The sequence below is a fragment of the Cryobacterium sp. CAN_C2 genome (assembly GCF_015751745.1).
In the GTDB taxonomy this organism is placed as follows: Bacteria; Actinomycetota; Actinomycetes; order Actinomycetales; family Microbacteriaceae; genus Cryobacterium.
The window spans coordinates 28,761-48,146 of the sequence record NZ_JADOUX010000004.1 but is presented as its reverse complement, the minus strand read 5'-3'; the positions used below and the strand labels follow the sequence as shown (position 1 = coordinate 48,146).

Here is a 19,386-nt window from a genome sequence, read left to right as displayed (position 1 = left end):
GATTGATCCTGCCATGACTTCGCGGCTATTGGCGGTTTAGATAGTCACAAATTCATTAAGGAATCCTCCAATCGCACTGTTTATGGAAACGCTTGCAGCATGGGCAGGGCGCGCTAGGCTCAATAAAACAGCACGAGCCACGCGCGAAGGAGCTTCATGGTCGGCATCTCTGACGTCGCCCGGCACGCCGGAGTCTCCACCGCGACGGTGTCGCGAGCGCTCAGCGGCAACGGGCCGGTGCTGGCGGCCACCCGTATCAGGGTCGAATCGGCGGCCCGAGAGCTCGGCTACGTACCGTCGTCGAACGCCTCGAGCCTCGCCTCGGGCCGCATGAAAAACATCGGTGTCGTCGTTCCGTTTCTGAACCGATGGTTCTTCGCGAGCGTCGTGGAGGGTGCGCAGAGCGCGCTGCAGCGCAACGGCTACGACCTCACCCTGTACAACCTCACCGGTGGCACCGAGGCCAGGCGCAGCGTCTTCGAACATTTTCTGCTGCGCCAGCGAGTGGATGCCGTCATCGCCGTCTCACTCGAGCTGACCGAAAACGAGGTGACTCGGTTGCACGCGCTCGGCAAGCCTCTCGTCGGTGTGGGGGGGCCGCTCTTGGGAGTGCCTACGCTGACCGTCGACGACATCGCCGTTGCCCGACTGGCCACCGAGCATCTGATCACGCTCGGTCACACCCGAATCGCGCACATCGGCGGTGACAAGGCGTTCGACCTCGACTTCAACCTGCCGACAAACCGGCGCTTCGGTTACCAGGCCGCTTTGGCCGGGGCGGGCATTGAGGTGTCCCCAGAACTCTATAAACCCGCCGACTTCACGATGCGGGGCGGTTATCAGGCCGCGAAGCAACTGCTGGGCAGCCCCCATGAGCGACCCACGGCGATCTTCGCGGCCTCAGACGAGATGGCGATCGGCTGCATTCTGGCTGCCCGCGACCTCGGCCTGGTTGTTCCGCGGGACGTGTCGGTGATCGGCGTCGACGACCACGAGCAAGCCGGATTCTTTGGGCTCAGCACGGTCGCCCAGTTTCCCGAAGCGCAGGGCGAGAAGGCGGTAGAGATTCTCATGAATGAGCTGCAGGCCGGCTCGGCCGGCGTGGCGGATGCCGGCACGGGAGCCCTGAACACGAGCATGCCGTTCGAGCTGATCGTGCGGGACAGCACAGCCCGCCCGCCGTCCTAGCTCGACCACCGTTTGGTCGCTCGACCGACATATCCGCTAAGCCGGGGGTGACCAACGGGCGGCGGCGTAGTCGACGCGGTAGTGCGCATCCGCTGGCGATCGCCGGAGCAGGGGTGTGCCCTCGGTGAGATAGTGCGTGAGGGCGCGGGCTTCGTGCTGGAACGGCGGATGCCCGCCCGAACGGACAACGCGCCACCACGGCATGTCAGCACCGTAGTGTGACATGACCTGGCCGACCACCCGAGCGGCCCGGGAACCCAGCACTGCGGCGACGTCGCCATAGGTCATAACCCGGCCGCGCGGGATCGATTCGACGATCGCCAGGACGTGTTCGACGAACGGGCTGTCGGGCGCCAGTCGCACCGACTAGAGCTGCAGGGCGCCGATGACTTCGCCGTACTGGGTTTCGCCGACATCCACGAAGCCCATGCGGTGGAAGAAGGCTTCCGGCCCGTCGGTACCGGGTTCCCAAATGACGTTGACCCGGTCGAAACCACGTTCGCGAGCTTCGGCGGCGAGCGCTTCAGCAGCGAACTTGCCGACGCCCTGCCCTTGGGCATCCGCGTCCACGTTGATGCGCCAGATGCAGGCGCGAAACTCTTCGTGCTCAGAGTTGGGATCGAAGTTACCGTGGATGAATCCCGCGACGACACCATCGAGAAGTACCACGCGCTGCCACGAGGTTGCCGGGTTGATCACCGAGGCTGCAACCGAATACGAGACCGGCGCAATGAATTGTTCCTGGCCCGGTTTCAGGCTCAAAGTGTTGGCCGCGACGATGTTTCGAGCAGATAATTCTTCCAGCTTCAGATCACCCATGTGATCAGGCTAACGTGCGCCCGGGGCGGTCGGTAGTCGAGTGACCGTTCGACCCCGGCAATTCACCTGCAACATTTATCTCGATGTCAAGATAGTTGCGGGCCTCTAGTAGGCTTGTCGATGGTCGTGACGGCCACAAAGAGTAACGAGGAGAATTTTTTGTCGAAGATCAAGGTTGAGGGAACAGTTGTCGAGCTCGATGGCGACGAGATGACCCGTATCATCTGGCACGCCATCAAGGAAACGCTCATTCACCCGTACCTCGACGTTGACCTCGAGTACTACGACCTCTCGATTCAAAAGCGCGACGAAACCAACGACCAGATCACGATCGACGCCGCCCGCGCCATTCAGAAGCACGGCGTCGGCGTGAAATGCGCGACGATCACGCCCGACGAAGCGAGGGTGGAAGAGTTCGGCCTCAAGAAGATGTGGCTCTCGCCGAACGGCACCATCCGAAACATACTCGGCGGCACCATTTTTCGCGAACCGATCGTCATCTCCAACATTCCGCGCCTCGTGCCGGGTTGGAACAAGCCGATCATCATCAGCCGTCACGCCTACGGCGACCAGTACAAGGCCACCAACTTTCGGTTCAAGGGCAAGGGCACGCTCAGCATGACCTTCACCCCGCAGGACGGCAGCGAGCCGTCGACGTTCGAGGTGTTCGAGGCTCCCGGCGACGGCGTCGCCATGGGCATGTACAACCTCGACTCGTCGATCACCGACTTCGCTCGTGCCACCCTGGCCTACGGCCTCGAGCGCAACGTGCCGGTCTTCCTGTCGACCAAGAACACCATCCTCAAGGCCTATGACGGTCGCTTCAAGGACATCTTCCAGGACATCTTTGACGCCGAGTTCAAGACCGCCTACGAAGCGGCCGGGCTCACCTACGAGCACCGTCTGATCGACGACATGGTCGCTTCGGCCATGAAATGGGAAGGTGGCTATCTCTGGGCCTGCAAGAACTACGACGGCGACGTTCAGTCCGACACCGTCGCCCAGGGCTTCGGCTCGCTCGGCCTCATGACCAGCGTGCTCTCCACCCCCGATGGCAAGATCGTCGAGGCGGAGGCCGCCCACGGCACCGTGACCCGCCACTACCGCCAGCACCAGCTGGGCAAGCCCACCTCGACCAACCCGATCGCATCGATCTACGCCTGGACCCGGGGTCTGTCGCACCGCGCGAAGCTCGACAACAACCCGGCCCTGGCCGAGTTCGCGTTGACCCTCGAAGACGTGGTTATCAAGACCGTCGAAAGCGGCAAGATGACCAAGGACCTTGCGCTCCTGGTCGGCCCGGACCAGGGCTATCAGACCACCGAGGAGTTCCTCGCCTCGCTCGCCGAGAACCTGCAGACCCGTCTGGCGTAGCCGGCAACAGCGTCTGCTTCACCCACGCAGCTGATTTACCCAAGTAGCCAGAGTCCCCCGACCGTATCGGTCGGGGGACTCTGGCGTTCTGGGTGCAGGCGCAGCTGTTCTCGGTGGCGCACGGCACCGGCGCGGTAGAGAATGCAGGCATACCCCGCCTTCTCGCGCTTGTGCGCCGCTACCCCCTGGCCGCTACCCCCTGGCCGCTACCCCCTGGCCGCTACCCCGCCAGATCGCCCACCGGCTCGACCCTGACTCGGGTGAGGCCACCGACGTGCCCGCCACCGAGGTGCTCGAAGCGCTCTCCCGCGCCAAGACGGTTGTTTTTGACAAGACCGGAACGCTCACCTGGGGCACGCCAGCGATCACCGAGGTGCGCCCGAAGCGGGCTGCACCACCGACGAGCTCTGGACCGTGGCGGCGTCGGCCGAGCAGTATTCGAGTCACGTAGCTGGCGGCATCCGCTATTGCGGCCGCGCACGAGCGCGGGAGCGATCGGTCAGGAGGCCGTCGACCTCGTGACCATTCTGAACGCGCTGCGCTCGATTGGCAGTCGGCGGGATGGCGCCGCGGCGCGCGGGCTTTCGGTTGCCGCGAGCGGTCCCGAAAAAGCGGACAGAACGGTACACCCAGTAGTAGACAGACCGTTCTGAATCAGAGGCATTTCACGGCCTGAATTGTGCACACGTCAAGGTAACGATCGTGTTACCGAGCAATCTGCACACTGTACGGGGGTATGGCCAATGCGATACGTTCACGATCACGCTGTACCTCGAACTGGGGCAGAGCGGCCGGCGCACTCCGATCGAACGGACACACACGTGAAATCACACTTCAGGCGAACCACGCTCCCGCCCGAAAGCCCGCACGTCGCCCCGCACCAGGTGCGGAGCGTGATGGCACTGTTCATGACCACAACCCTCGTCGTCGCCGGCGTCCTCGTCGGTGCGAGCGGCGCCGTAGCCGCACCGATGGCCCCCGGACTCGGCGGCACGATCGGCGCCGGCATTGGCCAGCCGGTCACCAACTTCACCGACGGTCGCTACATCGTGACCCTGGCCGACGACGCTGTCGCCACCTACACCGGCGGGGTGGACGGCTTTGCGCCGACCACCCCGGACGCCGGCGCCCGCCTCGATCCGCGAAGTCGCGCCTCGTCGAGCTACTCCGACTACTTGGGTGGTAAGCAGAAGAAGGTGGCGGCATCCGTTGATGCCACGATCGACTACTCCTACACGCTCGCCCTCAACGGGTTCGCCGCCGAACTGACCGCAACGCAGGCCGCAGCGCTCTCGGCCGAGAAAGACGTCGTGGCCATCACGCCCGACGACCTCAAGCACGTGACGGCCACCTCGTCCACTGATTTTCTCGGACTCTCCGGCGATGACGGCGTCTGGGCGAACACCGGCGGTGCCGAAACCGCGGGCGAGGGCGTCGTCATCGGCGTGCTCGACACCGGGCTTGCACCGGAGAACCCCTCCTTCGCCGGCCAAGCGCTCGGCAGCACGCCCGGCGCCGCTCCCTACATCGACGGTGACACGATCACCATGAACAAGAGCGACGGCACCACCTTCACCGGCCAGTGCGTCACGGGCGTGCAGTTTGCCACGAGCGACTGCAGCACCAAGGTTGTCGGCGCGCGCTACTTCGTGACCGGCTTCGGCGCCGACCGCATCGGTGGTCCGTCTACCGGCGAATACCTCTCGCCGCGCGACGGCGACGGCCACGGATCGCACACCGCGAGTACCGCGGGCGGCAATCATGACGTCACCGCGACCATCAGCGGCCTCGACTACGGCCTCATCTCGGGCGTGGCCCCGGCGGCGAAACTCGCCGCCTACAAGGTGTGCTGGTCCGGACCCGATCCCACGTTGTCGACCGATGACGGCTGCGCTACCTCCGACCTGCTGGCCGGCATCAACCAGGCCGTTGCCGACAACGTCGACGTGCTGAACTATTCGATCGGCGGCGGAGCGGCCGACACCACGGTCTCGCCGACCGACCAGGCCTTCCTCGGCGCTGCCGCAGCGGGCATCTTCGTAGCCGCCTCGGCCGGTAACGCCGGACCCGGTGCGTCCACGCTCGACAACGCCGCCCCGTGGATCACCACGGTCGCCGCGAGCACGATCCCCGGCTATGAGGCGACCGCCACCTTCGGCGACGGTACAGCTCACGCGGGCGGATCGATCTCGGTCGACCGTGCCCCGGGCGCCACGCCGCTGGCTGGAACGCTCGTACGCGGTGACCTCGTGGCCGTCGCCGGCCACGACTCGGCCGACGCCCTGCTCTGCGGCCCGGGTTCACTCGACGCCGACCTCGCCCGTGGAACCATCGTGTTCTGTGAACGTGGTGTCTACGACCGGGTGGCGAAATCGGCCGAGGTGCTGCGTGCCGGCGGCATCGGCATGCTCCTGGTGAACCGTGTTCCCGGCTCGGTCGACACCGACGAGCACACGGTGCCCACCATTCACCTCGACGCCCCCTATTGGGACGCGACGTTTGCCTACGCGGGCAGCGCCGGGGCATCCGTTGTCTTCACCGATGGCAACACGACCAGCTACACGCCGCCGACACCGCAGGTGGCCGGGTTCTCCTCGCGCGGACCGGTGCTCGCCGACGGCAGCGACATTCTCAAGCCCGACGTGACCGCGCCCGGCGTGGCCATTCTCGCTGACGGCCCCAACGCCGCGGGTGGCGAGCCGACCTGGCAGTTCCTCTCCGGCACGTCGATGTCGAGCCCGCAGATCGCCGGACTCGCCGCCCTGTACCTCGGCGAACGCCCCCTCGCGACGCCGGGCGAGATCAAGTCGGCTCTGATGACGAGCGCCTATGACACCGTCGACGCCAACGGCGACACCGTCACAGACCCGCTCACGCAGGGGGCCGGACACGTCGACCCGACGAAGATGTTCGAACCGGGCCTGCTCTATCTCAACGACACCGAGGCCTGGTACTCGTACATTCAGGGCATCGGCTACGACGTCGGCGTCGACCCGGTCGACCCGAGTAACCTCAACCTGGCCTCCATCGCGATCGGGTCACTGACCGCGCCGGAAACCATCACTCGCACCGTCACGAGCACCGAGGCCGGCACCTTCACCGCCCAGCCGGTCACCGTGCCTGGTATCGACGCGGTCGTGTCGCCCGCCACGCTGAGCTTTGGTGCCGCGGGCGAATCGGCCAGCTACACGGTGACTTTCACCAGAACGGATGCCCCACTCGATACGTTCTCGACCGGCACGCTCAACTGGGTGAGCGACTCGGGAACAGTCGTGCACAGCCCCGTCGCCATTCAGCCGGTGACCCTGATCGCCCCCGCCACCGCGGACGGCACCGGGGTCGACGGTTCGGTCGACGTGTCCATCACCCCCGGAGCCACCGGAGACGTGGCACTCAACCTGATCGGCCTCGCGGCCGGGCTGCACCAGCCCGACGCTGCCGACCCGTCGAGCCCGAACACCGGAACAGGCACCGCCGGCGACGAGTTCAGCTACCAGGTCGAGGTTGTGAACGGCACCCAGCTCGCCCGATTCGATCTCGACGCGGTCGACCAGACCGCCGACCTCGACCTGATCGTCTACCGCCTGAGCGGTGACGGCGGCAGCCCGGTCGCCGGCTGGCAATCAGCGACCGGTTCGGCCGATGAGCTCATCGACCTGGTCGATCCGCAGGCCGGCTTCTACCGGGTGATCAACTCGGTCTACAGCGGAACGACGGCGTTCAACGTGAACACCTACTCGGTGCTCGCCGGCGCCGGTGAGGGGTCGTTCGCGGCCGCGCCGCCGGTCGTCGCGGGCCAGCAGGGCGTAACGGCGACGTACTCGCTGTCCTGGTCGGGCCTTACCCCCGACACCGGGTATCTCGGTCTCGTCGGCTACGGCGACAGCGCGGTATCGACGGTCGTGTCCGTGGCCAGCGGCGCAGCGGCCGAGCCGGAGGCGCCCGTGAACACGGTCCTGCCGTCGATCGAGGGCACCGCTGTGGTCGGACAGAAGCTGACCGCCAACCCCGGCGAGTGGAACGTCGCCGGGCTGGAGTACAGCTATCAGTGGCAGTCCGATGGTCGCGACATCAAGAAGGCCACCGAGACCGACTACGAGCCGACCAGATCGCAGGGCGGCAAGACGCTCACCGTGGTCGTTACCGCTACGGCCGACGGCCGGCCGGCCGGCGCGGCCACCTCGGCCGGGGTCGTCGTGAAGTACGGCGCCACGGTTGACCTGAAGGTGGAGTCGAGGGCCAAGCCGCACTCGGCGGGCGTGAAGATCGCGGTGTCGGTGACGACCGACGCACCGCGCTCGGCGCAGTTGGGAACAGTGCAGGTCCTGGTCGACGACACGAGCTACGACGTCGCCCTCGACAGGTTGGGCGAGGGAACGCTCACCCTGGCCGACCCGGACCGCGGCACATACACGGTCACCGCGCACTATGCCGGCACCGACCTCGTCGCCGCGGCAACGAGCAAGCCGGGCACGCTGATCGTGCGGTAGCCGGGCCGCGCGGCAAACGCGCGCCGCAGCATCCGCTTCGAATCGGATGCCGCGGCGCGCGTTTGAGCGTGCCCGCCCGCTGATCCCCCCAGCGTGCGGTACCTGTGGAATGCCCCTATCCGGGGGGCGGCGAGCGCGCTACGGTCACGAGCGAACTGTCCCGCGATAGGAACAGTCAACCGTTCCTGCTGTGGAACGAGACCACCTCGCACCGTTATCGGATTGGACACCCACGTGAGTTCTTTCTTCAGGCGCACGACGTCTGCGCCGGATTCAGCGCTGAACCCGGCGCCAACGTCCCGCCCGCGCCGTCGCGCCACAATCGCGGCCACCGTCACCATCGCCCTGGTGGGCGCTTCAACGCTCGTCGGCGGGGTTGTGCCGGCCAACGCCGCCCCCGCAGCGACGGGGCTGTCCGGCAGCATCGGCCATACCGGCGGACAGCGCATGGACTTCACGGCCGGCCGCTACATCGTGACCCTCAGCGACGAGGCCGTCGCGCTGTACCAGGGCGGTGTCAATGGTTTCTCGGCCACCATGCCGGGCGCCGGGGCCAAACTCGACGCCCAAAGCCGCTCGGCCGAGAGCTACCGGAACTATCTCACGCGGGTACAGAGCGAGGTGGCGGCATCCGTTGACGCCACCGTGGGGTATTCCTACACGCTCGCCCTCAACGGTTTCGCCGCGCAGCTGAGCGGCAAGCAGGCGGCGACACTCGCCGCACAGAGAAACGTGGTGTCGGTGGTACCCGACGCTCTCCGGCACGTGACCGTGCAGTCGTCGACCGACTTTCTGCGGCTGAGCGGGCCGACCGGCCTGTGGTCCGAGCTCGGCGGGTCGAGCGAGTCCGGAAAGGGCGTCGTAATCGGCGTGCTCGACACCGGAATCGCCCCGGAGAACCCCTCATTCGCCGGCGCAGCGCTCGGCACGACGCCCGGCGCTGAGCCGTGGTTCGACGGCGACACGATCACCATGAACAAGGCCGACGGAACCACCTTCACCGGCACCTGCCAAAGTGGCGAACAGTTCACTACGCGTGACTGCAACACCAAGGTGATCGGGGCCCGCTACTTTCTGAACGGGTTCGGGGCCGACCAAATCGGCGACGCTTCAACGGGTGAATATGTCTCCCCGCGGGACGGCGACGGCCACGGTTCGCACACCGCGAGCACCGCCGGCGGTAACGTCGACGTGCCGACCATGATAAACGGGGTCGATTTCGGCGTCATTTCGGGGGTGGCCCCGGCCGCCAAGATCGCCGCCTACAAGGTGTGCTGGTCGGGCCCCGACCCGTCGGTCACGAGCGATGACGGCTGCGCGGACACCGACATTCTGGGGGCCATCGACCAGGCCATCTCCGACGGCGTCGACGTGATCAACTACTCGATCGGCGGCGGCCCGGCCCAGACCACGTTCTCAGCCACCGGCCAGGCCTTCCTGGGCGCGGCAGCAGCGGGGATCTTCGTGGCCGCCTCTGCCGGCAACGACGGACCCACCGCGTCGACCCTCGACAACGCTTCACCGTGGATCACCACGGTCGCCGCGAGCACCATCCCCTCGTACGAGGCGACGGCCACCCTGGGTGATGGCTCGACCTACGCCGGTGCGTCGATCACCGTCGACCGCGCGCCGGGAGCCACCCCGCTCTCCGGCAACCTGCTGCGGGCCGACCTCGTATCGGTGGACGGCTTCGACCCAGCCGACGCACTGCTCTGCGCACCGGGCGCACTCGACCCGGCCAAGGTGGCCGGTGGGATCGTCTTCTGCCAACGCGGCGTTTACGACCGGGTGGCTAAATCGGCCGAGGTGCTGCGGGCGGGCGGCAGCGGCATGCTGCTGGTCAACCGCACACCGGCCGACGTCGACACCGATGAACACTCGGTGCCGAGCATCCACTTGGACGCCCCCGCCTTCGATCCGGTCTTCGCCTACGCGGCCACGGAGGCTGCAACGGTCACGTTCACGCCCGACAACACCACCGCCAAGCCGACCCCGGTGCCCCAGGTGGCCGGATTCTCCTCCCGTGGGCCGGTGACCGCCGACGGCGGCGACCTGCTCAAGCCCGATATCGCCGCTCCCGGTGTCAGCATTCTTGCCGACGGTGCCAATGCGGCCGGGGCCGACCCGACGTTTGAGTTCTTGTCGGGCACCTCGATGGCCAGCCCTCACATCGCCGGTCTCGCCGCGCTGATTCTGGGCTTTCGGCCGCTCGCAACCCCGGCCGAGATCAAATCGGTCATGATGACAACGGCCAAGGACACGGTCGATGCCAACGGTGACCGGGTGACTGACCCGTTTGCACAGGGGGCCGGACAGGTCAATCCCTCCTCCTTCGGCTATCCGGGCCTGGTCTACCAGAGCGGCCCGGCCGACTGGCTGGCCTACCTGCAGGGCATCGGTTTTGATGCCGGCGTCGATCCGATCGACGCCAGCAACCTGAACCTGCCGTCGATTCAGATCGGAGCCCTGACCGCACCCGAGACGATCACCCGCACGGTGACCGCCGTACGGGCGGGCACCTACACCGCTATCCCGATTGAGATCCCCGGCGTCACGGCGGTCGTCTCCCCGGCCACCATGACCTTCGGTGCTGTCGGTGAGAAGCAGAGCTACACGGTCACCTTCACTCGAACAACTGCCCCGCTCGACGAATATGCCACCGGCTCGTTGGACTGGAGCTTCGGCAACGGTGGTTCGGGTGACCCGGGCGACTCCTTCGACGTGGTGCACAGCCCGATCGCTGTTCGACCGGTCACCGTCGTCGCCCCCACGGAGGTGGACGGGACCGGCGTGGACGGGTCGGTTGATGTGACGGTTACCCCGGGAGGGTCGGAGCCGGTGCCGCTCACACTGAGCGGCCTCGCCACCGGGCTGCACCAGGCTGACCCTGCGGACCCGTCCAACCCGCACTCCGGTTCCGGCGCGACCGGCGACCAGTTCAGCTACGAGGTGGAGCTGGCCGGCGGCCGGCTGGACCGGTTCGACCTGAACGCAGTGGACGACTCGACCGACCTGGACCTGTTCGTGCTGCTGCTCGACGGCCCGGGCGGTGACCCGGTTGCCGGATGGCAGTCCGCCACCGGATCCGCCGATGAACACGTCGACATCTTCGACCCGGAAGCCGGTTTCTACCGCATCATCGTAGACGTCTTCTCGGGGTCGACCACGTTCGACGTGAACACGTTCGCGGTCGCGTCGGGAGAGCCCACCAGTGGGTTCACCGCAACACCGGCGACGATTCAGGGGCCGCAGGGCGTTCCGATCACCTACACGCTGAACTGGGCCGGCCTCACGCCGAACACGCCCCACCTCGGTGTGGTTGACTACGGCGACAGCACCGTTTCGACGATTCTCGCCGTCGCGGCCAGCGCCGGGAACGAGCCGGAGGCCCCGATGAACGCGGTGGCGCCGAGCGTGTCGGGCACCCCCGAGATCGGGCACGTGTTGACGGCTGATCCCGGCCAGTGGAACACCGAGGGCCTCGCCTTCGGCTACCAGTGGCAGAGCGACGGTGTCGACATTGCCGGTGCGACAGCGTCGACCTTCACGCCGAGAGCGGCGCTCGCCGGAACGACGCTGACCGTGGTGGTGACGGCGTCAAAGGTGGGGTTGCCGAGCGCCTCGGCAACCTCGGCCGGAGTGGTGGTGAAATACGCGGCCAAGGTTAGGGTGACACTGAATCACCGGGCCGTCTTCTCCTCCAGCCGGGTCACCGTGTCGGTCACCGTTACGAGCAAGGGCACGGTCGGCGACACCGCCACGGTCACGGTCGACAAGCGCCGCTTCACCGTGAAGCTCGACGCGAAGGGGCACGGCAGTGTCACCCTGCCGCAGCTCGGTCGCGGCCTGTACAGGGTCGTCGGGCACTACGCCGGCAACGACACGGTCGCGGCCGCGACCAGCCCGGCGCGTTCCCTGCTGATCGTGCGGTAGCCCCCACGCTGCCTGACCGGGCCCGGGCTTCTGCAGCCGGACCCGGGGCGCGGGAGACTGCAGCCCGGCAGCCTAGGCTGGGGGGATGCGACTGGAGGGATGGATGCGGGGGCGACCCGGAGTATCCGTTGTACCCGGCGCGAGCCCGAAGCCTCGACTGAACCGCGACGTGATTGTGCTCGGCCTCATCGCCTTCTTCGTGATGGTGGGGTTCGGCGTTGTCGTTCCGGTGCTTCCGGTCTACGTGCAGAGCTTCGGGGTGGGCAACCTCGAGGTCGGGGCGGTCGTCTCCGCGTTCGCGCTCATGCGTTTTGTGTTCAGCCCGGCCTGCGGTCGGCTCATCGACTGGGCGGGGGAACGCACCGTTCTGGCCGTCGGCATCGGCATCGTCGCGCTCTCGAGCGGGCTGGTCGGCGCCGCAGACAGCTACCTGCAACTGTTGCTGCTGCGCGGCGCGGGCGGCATCGGCTCGGCCATGTTTTCGGTGTCGGCGATGACATTACTGCTGCGCACCGCCGAGCCTGGCCGTCGGGCCCGCGCGATCGGTTTCTATCAGGGCGGATTTCTCATCGGGGGCATGGCTGGCCCCGCGATCGGCAGCCTACTCGCGACCATCTCGCTGACCGCCCCGTTCTTCTTCTACGCCGGCACCCTCACCGTGGCCGGCCTGGTCGGGCTGTTTCTGTTGCGCTCCGGGGGGCGGCGCAGCGCGCTCGCCGCGGTCGACGCATCCGCCGTGCGCACGCCCTTTCGGGAGGTGCTGCGCGACGAACGTTTTCGCGCGGCCTGCCTGGCCAACTTTGCGCAGGGCTGGACCTCGCTGGGGGTGCGCACGACGCTCATTCCACTGTTCGTCGTCGTCGTGCTCGGCGGCACGAGCTCGTGGACCGGAATCGCCCTCGCCGCTGCGGCCGTGGCCCAGGCGCTCGCACTCGCACCGGCCGCCCGGTTTGTTGACATCGTCGGTCGCAAACCGGCCATCATCGGAGCTTTTGCTCTGGCGGGTCTCGCGATTGTGGCAATCTCCTTCGTGCCGAACATCTGGGTGCTCGGCGCGCTGCTCTGCGTGTACGGGGTCGCTGCTGCTTTTATGGGCACCGCGCCGGCCGCTGCCGTCGGCGACGCCGCCGGCGTCCGCGGGGGCCGCCCGGTGTCGGTGTTCTCGATGTGTGCGGATGCCGGGGCGATCGTTGGTCCGCTCGTCGCGGGTCTGCTCGTTGATAGCTTCTCGTTCTCGGCCGGGTTTGCCGTGGGCGCCGTGTTCCTGCTCATCGCGGCCGCCTACGCGGTGCGGATGCCGTCGGAGCGTCGCGTCGACGGCTGACCCTGGCTTGGTGGCAACCCGATCGGGAATACCCAGCGAGGTGCATGCGTTTGCATGAATGTCTACCGATTTTTTGCCAGGAGAGGACCTCATGACCGTCCAGACCACCGGACTGCACCACGTCACCGCGATTGCGGGCGCCCCGCAGCGCAATATCGACTTCTACGTGACCGGGCTCGGCCTGCGACTCGTGAAGAAGACCGTCAACTTTGACGACCCGGGGACCTATCACCTGTATTACGGCGACGATTCCGGCCGGCCCGGTTCGCTGCTCACCTTTTTTCCGTGGACCGGTATTCGCAGCGGCCGCACCGGCTCCGGCCAGTCGACGACGACCGCATTCTCGGTCCCGGCAGGCAGCCTCGGCTGGTGGAAGGCGCACTTCGCGAAGCTCGAAGTGGAATCCGAGGTGACGGGACGCTCCTCGAATGAAGAACGGCTCTCACTGCGCGACCCCGACGGGCTGCAGCTCGACCTGGTGGCGTCGTCAACCGTGGATCCGCGTAATCCGTGGGATTCCGCATCCGTTCCCGCCGAGTTCGCGGTGCGGGGGCAGCACTCCTCGGTGCTCACCGTAGCCGACCCGGCAAAGACCGTGCAGGCGCTCACGACCGACCTGGGCATGCACGTCATCTCCGAAACGGATGGTCGCATTCGGGTGGGCGCCGGCGACGGCGCGGCCGGCAACCTCGTTGACGTGCTCGCCGACCCCACCGGCGAGCCGGGCCTCACCGCCGGTGGAACCGTGCATCACGTGGCGTTCCGGGTGCCAGACCGCACCACCCAGGCCGAATGGCGCGAGCAACTCGTGGATCGTGGCTACGGCGTGACGGCGATTCTCGACCGCCAATACTTCACCTCGATCTACTTTCGCGAACCGGGCGGCGTGCTGTTTGAAATCGCCACCGACACCCCCGGATTCGACATCGACGAGCCGCTGCTCGAGCTGGGCAGGTCGCTGAAGCTTCCGCCGTGGCTTGAACCGAGCCGCGAGGCGATCGAGAACGCGGTCGCGCCGCTCGCGCTACCGCCTGAGAATAACCCGGCCATAACGGATGCTGCGGCGCCGGTCGCCGCTGGCGCCCAATGAGTGCCGCGATCATCGACGGTGCTGCGCTTGAAGACAGAGCCGCGATGCTGGTCGCCGTCACGCTGGTACCGGGCGCATGAGCGCCGCAGCACCGGACGCCCCGTGGCCGCACCTGTTTCGTCCGGGGGCAGCCGACGCCCCCGTGCTGGTACTGCTGCACGGAACCGGTGGCAATGAGCACGAGGTGAGCCGTCTGGCCGACGTGCTTGACCCGAACGCCGCCGTGTTGGCGCCGCGCGGGCGGGTGCAGGAGAACGGGCTGAATCGCTGGTTCCGGCGACTGTCGGAGGGCGTCTTCGATACCGACGACGTTGCTCGACGAGCCGACGACCTCGCCGGGTTTCTGGTCTGGGCGCGGAAACATTACGCCTTGGGTGACCGCCACCTGGTGGCCGTCGGATTCTCGAACGGCGCCAACATCGCCCTCGCCACGGCGTTGTTGCACCCCGAGGTGCTCGCGCGGGTGATCGCGTTCTCCGGGATGCATCCGCTCGACCGAGTGCCGACGGCCCCCGATTCGGGTACCGAGCCGCCTACCGCTGTTGCCGCTGGGAGTGAGCACGCGATCGATGTGCGGCTCGCTCAAACCGAACTGGCGGCATCCACTGTGCTGCTGCTGAACGGTCGACAAGACCCCATGGCACCGCTGGCGAGTGTGCAGAAGCTTGTCACCGCCCTCGTCGAACGCGGTGCAACGGTGCAACAGGAGCTGCGCCCCGGTGGGCACGGCATTGCCGAAACGGATATCGCAGCCGCCGCGGCGTGGCTCAGGAATTTTTCATAGTCGGGTTCGATGGATGCGCGCCGGAAGACGCGCGGTTAGCGCACTTCTTTGCGTCCGGAGATGACGCCGCTGACCGTTGCGACGATGGCAAAGATCACGGTGATGATGGGAAAACCGAGGTCCCACCAGGCGATGGCGGCGGAGCCGAAGATGGCGATCTCGATGAAGGCTTTACCGAACAGGTCGAGGCGGAACACGGCCTTGGGCGACCGGAACAAGGCCCAGACCAGAATGGCGAAGGCGGGGGTGGCGAGGCCGAGTAGCACGCCCGGCCACGGCAGGGGCCAGGCCAGGAAGCCCCAGATGCCGAGGCTGACGAAGGCGACGAGTTCGAGTACGAACCGGAGCATGTCGTTGGGGCCGATTTTCGGTAGGTCGCGCGTATCTGTCACCCGTCAATCCTAGCGATGCCCGTCACCCCTGGGTTCCGGGCCCGGTCGCGGAGGGTGGGCAAGGAACGGCGCGGGACTACTTGAAGATGATCGTGCGGGCCCCGTCGAGCAGCACGCGGTTCTCGGCGAACCACTTCACCGCCTGGGTGAGCGTGCGGCTCTCCTCGTCCTGCCCGATCGAGACGAGCTCCGCCGGGGTACGCGAGTGATCGACCCGCACCACGTTCTGCTCGATGATCGGCCCCTCGTCGAGATTACCGGTCACGAAGTGGGCGGTCGCCCCGATGAGCTTCACTCCGCGTGCGTGCGCCTGGCGATAGGGGTTCGCGCCCTTGAACCCGGGCAGGAAGGAGTGGTGAATGTTGATCGCGCGCCCGCTGAGCCGCGCGCACAGTTCGGGCGAGAGAATCTGCATGTAGCGGGCGAGCACGACGAGTTCGATGTCGAGTTCCTCGACCGCCTCGACGACGCGGGCCTCGAAGTCGAACTTGCTCGCAGCATCCGTGATCGGCAGCGATTCGAACGGAACCCCGTAGAACCCCACGAGGTCGCGCAGTGTGCCGTGATTGCTGAGCACGAGCGGAATCTCGACCGGCAATTGACCGCCGCGCTGGCGAAACAACAGGTCGTTCACGCAGTGTCCGGCGGTGGACGCGAGCACGAGTGTGCGCAGCGGACGACCGACGACATCGATGGTCGACGCCATCGCATAGCGGTCGATCACCGGCCCGAGCGCCGCCTCCAGTTCGGGCCGCGTGGCCGGCGACTGCACCTGCAGCCGCATGAAGAAACGCCCGGTGTCATCGCTCGAGAACTGCTGGCTCTCCGAGATGTTGCCCTGCGCCTGCACGATCGCGCCACTGACCGCGTGCACGATTCCGGGCTGGTCGGCGCAGACGAGTGTGATTACCCAGTGATGCGGGGTCGAGGAAGTCATTGGCTCAGAATACCCGGCGCGGGAGCGGATGCCCCGGTCGCTCACCGTGCCGCCATGCCGCTCACCGTGCCGGCATACCTGGTTTGGGTAGACTACGGGTTGGTCGCACTGAACAAGTCGGCCCCGGGCGCGCACGTCGGCGCGTAGTCGAGTGGCTTCGACCTCGGTGTGAATGGTCCCACCGGTCGACCTTGACGTCCCAGTGCGAATGCAGTCATGACCAACACCACCAATATCCTTTTGCCCACCGGGTCGATTCCCGTCGTGCCCTCCGCCCGGGCCGACCCGCCGTTTCCCTGGGTCGGCCTGATCACCCTGTCCGCCGCCGTTTTTCTCTCGGTCACGAGCGAAATGCTGCCGACCGGTCTGCTCCCCGAAATGAGCCGCAGCCTCAACGTTGCGCAGTCGCAGATCGGGCTCCTCGTCTCGTGGTTCGCGTTCACCGTCGTACTCACGAGCGCGCCGGTGGCCATGTTGACCCGCCGTTTACCGCGGCACGGCCTCATCATTGCCGTGCTCATCCTCTTCGCGGTGAGCAACATCCTCACCGCCATCGCGCCGACCTATGCGTTCGTCATCGCCGCCCGGGTGCTCGGCGGCGTCGCGCACGGCCTGTTCTGGGCGGTTGTGGGCGCCTACGCGGGGCACCTCGTGCCACAAGCGCAGATCGGCCGCGCCGTCTCCATCACGGTCGCGGGCGGCACGCTCGCCTTCGTCTTCGGGGTGCCGCTCGGCACCGCGGGCGGCCACCTGCTGGGCTGGCGGCTCTCCTTCGTCGTGCTCGCCGCTCTGATGCTCGTCGGCGCGGTTCTGGTCTGGAAATTTCTGCCACCGGTGGCGCGGTATTCACCCGGCGCACCGGAATCCGCTGCCGCGACCACGACTCGGCAGCCGCGCGACGCGACCGTGCCGGCGGTGGTGCTGATCTGCATCATCACGGGCATCACCATGATCGGTCACTACAGCTTTTACACCTACATTGCGCCGTTCCTGCTCGATGGGCTCGGTGTTGACCTCGCTCTCATCGCCCCGCTGCTCTTCGCCTACGGCGTCGCCGGCGCGGTCGGACTGCTGCTCGTCGGCACCGTCCTGGGCCCGCGCCCGAGCCTCGGCCTGATTCTGGGCCTCGCCGTGAGCGCCCTCAGCGTGACGCTGCTCGCGGTCTTCACGGCGACGCTGCCCGTCGCTCTCGTCTCGTTCGTGCTGTGGGGCATGGCGTTCGGCATGCTTCCCCCGCTTTTACAGACCCGGATGCTGCACGCCGCGTCTCCGCGAATCCGCGACACCGCGAGTGCCTTCTACACGACCGCATTCAACGCCGGGATCGGCGGTGGCGCACTGCTCGGTGCGGTGTTGATCGAAAGCGTCGGCCTGGAGATGGTGCCGATCGTCTATGTGGGGCTGCTGGTCGTGGCCCTCGCTCTCGTGATCGTCACCGACCGCATGACCCACCGCCGCGAACGCGCCTGAGCGCGCTCGGCGCATCCGCTCAGACGCAGCGGCTAGCGGCGCGGGCGGTCGGAGAGTGGACGGTTGGCAACGACCGGTACGTGGCCGGTGAAACCGTCGCGGGCGGCCGCGATCTCGAGAATGCGGCCGCGGCAGGCGTACCAGCCGATCATCAGCCCGGGAATGATGAGCACGAGCGAGCTGATCGTGAGAGTGCCGACCGGCCAGTCGAATGCCATCAGCATCAGCACACCGACGAGGAACACGAGCGTCACGTAGCCCGAGTAAGGCGCCCACGGCATGCGGAACACCGGGCGCACCAGAATGCCACGTTTGGCCCAGGCCTGCAGTCGCAGCTGGCACAGGACGATCATTCCCCAGGCGCTCACGATGCCGATCGCGGCCATGTTGAGCACGATCTCGAAGGCCTCGTCGGGCACGATGGCGTTGAGTCCCACGCCGAGCAGCGTCACGACCCCGGTCAGCAGAATGCCGCCGAACGGAACCCCGTTGCGGCTGATCTTGCCCGCGAAGCGCGGCGCCGATCCGGCGAGCGCCATGGACCGAAGTATGCGTCCGGTGGAATATAAGCCCGCGTTGAGCGAGGACAACGCCGCGGTGAGCACGACGAGGTTCATTATTACGTCGACACCGTCGACCCCGATCGTGCCGAAGAAGGTGACGAACGGGCTCTCGCCTGCCTTGTATGCCGTGTACGGCAACAACAGCGAGAGCAGCAGAATTGATCCGACATAGAACACTGCGATGCGAATAATGACCGTGTTGATCGCCTTCGGCATGACCTTTTCAGGGTTCTTCGTCTCGCCGGCCGTCGTGCCGACCAGTTCGATGGAGGCATACGCGAACACGACGCCCTGCACCACCAGAACGGATGCGATCAGCCCGTTGGGCAGCCAACCTCCGTTTTCGCCGATCAGCGCAAACCCGGTCGTGGCCCCGGCGAGTGGCGTGCCGAAAATCACCATCCAGGTACCGACGATCAGGAACGCCACGATCGCGAGTACCTTGATGAGGGCGAACCAGAATTCCATCTCGCCGAACACCTGCACCGAGAGCAGGTTGAGGGACAGGACCAGACCGAGCGCGGCAAGAGCATACAGCCACTGCGGCACGGAGCCGAACGGCGCCCAGTAGGTCGCGAAGAAGTTCATGTACAGGGCGACCGCGGTCACGTCGACGATCGCCGTCATGGCCCAGTTGAGCCAGTACAGCCAGCCGGTCACGAACGCAGTTTTCTCGCCGAAGAACTCGCGGGCGTACGACACGAAGGAACCGGAGCTCGGGCGGTGCAGCACCAGTTCGCCGAGCGCCCGCAGAATGAGAAAGGCGAAGAAACCGCAGATGGCATAGACAAAAACCAGAGCGGGACCGGCGCTTGCGAGGCGTGCGCCGGCGCCGAGGAACAATCCGGTGCCGATAGCGCCGCCGATTGCGATCATCTGCACGTGGCGGGACTTGAGTCCCTTGTGCAGGGCGTCGTCCTCGTGCGCGTTCAGAGCGTCTTGGATGTGCTCGAAGGGAGTTTCCCCTGGCGGGTTCGCGTGGTCGTGGTGACCGTGCGGCTTCGGAGACTGGTTGCTCGGTG

Annotated in this window: 14 protein-coding genes; 9 read left to right on the top strand and 5 right to left on the bottom strand. The window is 66.7% G+C overall.

Annotated elements, in window-relative coordinates:
• The first annotated feature begins 156 nt into the window (after positions 1–156).
• Positions 157–1,188: a LacI family DNA-binding transcriptional regulator gene (locus IWX77_RS04685; RefSeq protein WP_196843366.1), complete on the top strand. Its 1,032-nt coding sequence runs from the start codon at positions 157–159 to the stop codon at positions 1,186–1,188.
• Between the two features lie 36 nt (positions 1,189–1,224).
• Here IWX77_RS04685 and IWX77_RS04680 read toward each other — a convergent pair whose 3' ends face one another.
• Positions 1,225–1,551: an MGMT family protein gene (locus IWX77_RS04680; RefSeq protein WP_196843365.1), complete on the bottom strand. Its 327-nt coding sequence runs from the start codon at positions 1,549–1,551 to the stop codon at positions 1,225–1,227.
• 3 nt (positions 1,552–1,554) lie between these two features.
• The gene (locus tag IWX77_RS04675) at positions 1,555–2,007 is read right to left on the bottom strand and encodes a GNAT family N-acetyltransferase (protein WP_196843364.1); all 453 of its coding nucleotides are present in this window, start codon (positions 2,005–2,007) and stop codon (positions 1,555–1,557) included.
• Between the two features lie 159 nt (positions 2,008–2,166).
• Here IWX77_RS04675 and IWX77_RS04670 point away from each other — a divergent pair, with 159 nt between their 5' ends.
• The 7 genes from IWX77_RS04670 to IWX77_RS04640 all read left to right on the top strand — a co-directional run bounded on the left by IWX77_RS04670 (position 2,167) and on the right by IWX77_RS04640 (position 15,002).
• The gene (locus IWX77_RS04670) at positions 2,167–3,381 is read left to right on the top strand and encodes an NADP-dependent isocitrate dehydrogenase (RefSeq protein WP_196843539.1); all 1,215 of its coding nucleotides are present in this window, start codon (positions 2,167–2,169) and stop codon (positions 3,379–3,381) included.
• A 274-nt stretch (positions 3,382–3,655) separates the two neighbouring features.
• Positions 3,656–3,832 carry a hypothetical protein gene (locus IWX77_RS04665; protein ID WP_196843363.1) on the top strand — a complete coding sequence of 59 codons (177 nt, stop codon included), beginning with the start codon at positions 3,656–3,658 and terminating at the stop codon, positions 3,830–3,832.
• Positions 3,833–4,289: 457 nt separating this feature from the next.
• Positions 4,290–7,871 carry a S8 family serine peptidase gene (locus IWX77_RS04660; protein ID WP_327012066.1) on the top strand — a complete coding sequence of 1,194 codons (3,582 nt, stop codon included), beginning with the start codon at positions 4,290–4,292 and terminating at the stop codon, positions 7,869–7,871.
• A gap of 234 nt (positions 7,872–8,105) precedes the next feature.
• Complete coding sequence (locus IWX77_RS04655; protein ID WP_196843362.1) at positions 8,106–11,804, top strand: S8 family peptidase; 3,699 nt, start codon at positions 8,106–8,108, stop codon at positions 11,802–11,804.
• Between the two features lie 85 nt (positions 11,805–11,889).
• Positions 11,890–13,128: an MFS transporter gene (locus IWX77_RS04650; RefSeq protein ID WP_327012065.1), complete on the top strand. Its 1,239-nt coding sequence runs from the start codon at positions 11,890–11,892 to the stop codon at positions 13,126–13,128.
• Positions 13,129–13,219: 91 nt separating this feature from the next.
• The gene (locus IWX77_RS04645) at positions 13,220–14,218 is read left to right on the top strand and encodes a ring-cleaving dioxygenase (RefSeq protein WP_196843361.1); all 999 of its coding nucleotides are present in this window, start codon (positions 13,220–13,222) and stop codon (positions 14,216–14,218) included.
• A gap of 76 nt (positions 14,219–14,294) precedes the next feature.
• Positions 14,295–15,002 carry an alpha/beta hydrolase gene (locus tag IWX77_RS04640; RefSeq protein WP_196843360.1) on the top strand — a complete coding sequence of 236 codons (708 nt, stop codon included), beginning with the start codon at positions 14,295–14,297 and terminating at the stop codon, positions 15,000–15,002.
• A gap of 35 nt (positions 15,003–15,037) precedes the next feature.
• Here IWX77_RS04640 and IWX77_RS04635 read toward each other — a convergent pair whose 3' ends face one another.
• Both IWX77_RS04635 and purU read right to left on the bottom strand, forming a co-directional pair.
• Positions 15,038–15,394, bottom strand: a complete 357-nt coding sequence (locus IWX77_RS04635; RefSeq protein WP_297412810.1) for a YrdB family protein — start codon at positions 15,392–15,394, stop codon at positions 15,038–15,040.
• Between the two features lie 76 nt (positions 15,395–15,470).
• A complete protein-coding gene (purU, locus tag IWX77_RS04630; RefSeq protein WP_196843359.1) occupies positions 15,471–16,331 on the bottom strand; it encodes a formyltetrahydrofolate deformylase in 861 nt (286 codons plus the stop codon).
• Positions 16,332–16,547: 216 nt separating this feature from the next.
• Here purU and IWX77_RS04625 point away from each other — a divergent pair, with 216 nt between their 5' ends.
• Positions 16,548–17,801, top strand: coding sequence for an MFS transporter (locus tag IWX77_RS04625; RefSeq protein WP_196843358.1), 1,254 nt, complete (start codon positions 16,548–16,550; stop codon positions 17,799–17,801).
• A 32-nt stretch (positions 17,802–17,833) separates the two neighbouring features.
• On the opposite strand, the gene IWX77_RS04620 is transcribed toward IWX77_RS04625, so the two are convergent.
• Positions 17,834–19,309, bottom strand: coding sequence for an amino acid permease (locus IWX77_RS04620; RefSeq protein ID WP_327012075.1), 1,476 nt, complete (start codon positions 19,307–19,309; stop codon positions 17,834–17,836).
• Between the last annotated feature and the right edge of the window lie 77 nt (positions 19,310–19,386).